Origin of the sequence: Streptomyces sp. ADI96-02 (assembly GCF_003846185.1) — a bacterium.
Lineage (GTDB): Bacteria > Actinomycetota > Actinomycetes > Streptomycetales > Streptomycetaceae > Streptomyces.
The window spans coordinates 3461884-3464601 of sequence record NZ_ML123034.1; the positions used below are offsets into that span (position 1 = coordinate 3461884).

General features: G+C 74.0%; 1 protein-coding gene and 1 other RNA gene. Both read left to right on the forward strand.

All coding sequences use genetic code 11. From position 1 onward, the window contains the following. The first annotated feature begins 176 nt into the window (after positions 1-176). An RNA gene (gene ffs / locus EES43_RS15135) (signal recognition particle sRNA small type) lies at positions 177-271 on the forward strand. 92 nt (positions 272-363) lie between these two features. Next, positions 364-2595, forward strand: coding sequence for a DNA polymerase III subunit gamma and tau (locus EES43_RS15140; protein ID WP_124269219.1), 2232 nt, complete (start codon positions 364-366; stop codon positions 2593-2595). Positions 2596-2718: the final 123 nt, after the last annotated feature.

A 2718-nucleotide genomic window follows, 5' to 3' on the forward strand; every position in this document is an offset into this window, starting at 1 on the left:
CGTGCGCCCTAGGCCACTAGGCGAATCCTCCGCGGCAAACAATACAAGACGTTGGGGAGTGCTCGCGAACCTGTTCCCCGGAGATCGTCCCGGCGGCCGTTCCGGGGGGCCGCGGAGGTGGTTCGGCGGGGTGGGCGGGTGGACCGGAGGGTGTGGGGATCCGCTAAGGTGGGCGTCAAGCCCCTCACGTGGCGCTATCTGACTGAACTCCCCCAGGGCCGGAAGGCAGCAAGGGTAGGTCGGCTCTGGCGGGTGCGTGGGGGGCCCTTGCGTGTCCGGGGCCGGTGGGGCGGGGGCCTGGGAGGTGCGGGGTCGTGAGCGGTGTGGGGCCGGTTGTCAGTCGGCCCCGATAACCTCGTAGGTGTGTCGTCCCTTGCGCTGTACCGCCGCTACCGCCCCGAGTCGTTCGCCGAGGTCATCGGTCAGGAGCATGTCACTGACCCGCTCCAGCAGGCCCTGCGGAACAACCGGGTCAATCACGCGTACCTGTTCAGCGGGCCGCGCGGCTGCGGGAAGACGACCAGCGCGCGCATCCTCGCCCGCTGTCTGAACTGCGAGCAGGGCCCCACGCCCACCCCGTGCGGGGAGTGCCAGTCGTGCCGGGACCTTGCGCGCAACGGACCGGGTTCCATCGACGTGATCGAGATCGACGCGGCATCGCACGGTGGCGTGGACGACGCCCGTGATCTGCGCGAGAAGGCGTTCTTCGGCCCCGCCTCCAGCCGTTACAAGATCTACATCATCGACGAGGCGCACATGGTCACCCCGGCGGGGTTCAACGCCCTGCTGAAGGTGGTCGAGGAGCCGCCGGAGCACCTCAAGTTCATCTTCGCGACGACCGAGCCGGAGAAGGTCATCGGCACCATCCGGTCGCGCACGCACCACTATCCGTTCCGGCTGGTTCCCCCGGGCACCCTGCGCGGTTACCTCGCCGAGGTCTGCGGCAAGGAGAACAGCCCCGTCGAGGACGGCGTGCTGCCGCTCGTGGTGCGGGCGGGCGCCGGGTCCGTCCGTGACTCGATGTCCGTCATGGACCAGTTGCTGGCCGGCGCCGGTGACGACGGTGTGACGTACGCCATGGCGACCTCCCTCCTCGGCTACACGGACGGTTCGCTGCTCGACTCCGTCGTCGACGCCTTCGCCGCCGGAGACGGGGCCGCCGCCTTCGAAGTGGTCGACCGGGTCATCGAGGGCGGGAACGATCCGCGCCGCTTCGTCGCGGACCTGCTGGAGCGGCTGCGCGACCTGGTCATCCTGGCCGCCGTGCCGGACGCCGGGGAGAAGGGGCTCATCGACGCCCCCGCCGACGTCGTCGAGCGCATGCAGGCCCAGGCGTCCGTCTTCGGGGCCGCCGAGCTGAGCCGCGCCGCCGACCTGGTCAACGAAGGGCTCACGGAGATGCGCGGGGCCACCTCGCCGCGGCTCCAGGTGGAGCTGATCTGCGCCCGCGTCCTGCTGCCCGCCGCCTTCGACGACGAGCGCTCGCTCCAGGCCCGGCTCGACCGGCTGGAGCGCGGGGCCGCCGCCGTGGCCGCGGCCGGTCCCGTCGCGCCGCAGACCGCCGGGGTGCCCCTGGGGTACGTACCCGGACCGGAGGCCCAGGCACACGCTCCGGTCGCCCCGCCCGCCGGTCCCGGGCAGGCCGCCGGTCCGGACGCGGCCCGTGCGGCGGTACGGGGCGAGCCCGCCGCCTCCCACGCCCCCGCTGAGCCGGCCGCACCGCAGCCTTCCGCCGAGCAGCCCCCTTCCGGGTCGCCCGCTCCCGGCCAGCGTCCCGGTTCGTGGCCGACCGCCGCCACCGGTGAGCAGGCCCGGCGGCCGGGCGGCTGGCCCACCGCGTCCGGCCCCGCCAGCGGCCCCGCCGCACCGCCAGCCGCCCCTGCCGCCCCCGCGCCGTCGGCCGCTCCGGCCCCGGTCGCGCCGGAGCCGGGCCAGGGCATGGTCCAGGGCGCCGCGCAGGTACGGAACATGTGGCCCGACATCCTGGAGGCCGTGAAGAACCGTCGTCGCTTCACCTGGATCCTGCTCAGCCAGAACGCCCAGGTGACCGGGTTCGACGGGACCACCCTCCAGATCGGCTTCCTCAACGCGGGCGCCCGTGACAACTTCGCGAGCAGCGGCAGCGAGGAGGTCCTCAAGCAGGCCCTCGCCGAGCGCTTCAACGCCCAGTGGCGCGTGGAAGCGGTCGTCGACACCTCCGGCGGCGGCACGGCGCCCCTGCCGCCCGGCGGCCCCCGGCCTCCGGCCCCGCAGTACCAGCCCGCCCCGTCGCCCTCTCCGGCCGCACCGGCCCCGACGGCGTACGAAGGCCGCCCGGCGCACTCCCCGCAACAGCCCTCCCAGCCCCAGCAGGGCCGGCAGCAGCAGTCGCAGCAGACGCCGCCGTCGCCGCAGGGCGGCCGGGAGTCCGCGCCGCCGCCTCCGCCGGACACCCACGGGTCGTACGGGGCAGAGCCGCCGCGCTCGGTCGCCCCCGAGGACGACACCCCGGAGGCCGACGATCCGGACCTCGTCGACTCGGCGCTCTCCGGCCACGAGCTGATCGTCCGCGAGCTGGGCGCCACGGTGGTGGAGGAGTTCACCAACGAGCAGTAGCCGACCAACGCCTCGGTCCCGGCCATCACCTCGGGTCCCGGCCATCACCTTGGGACCCGACCATCACCTTGGGTCCCGGGCAGACCTTGGGTCCCGGGCAGACCTTGGGTCCCGGGCAGACCC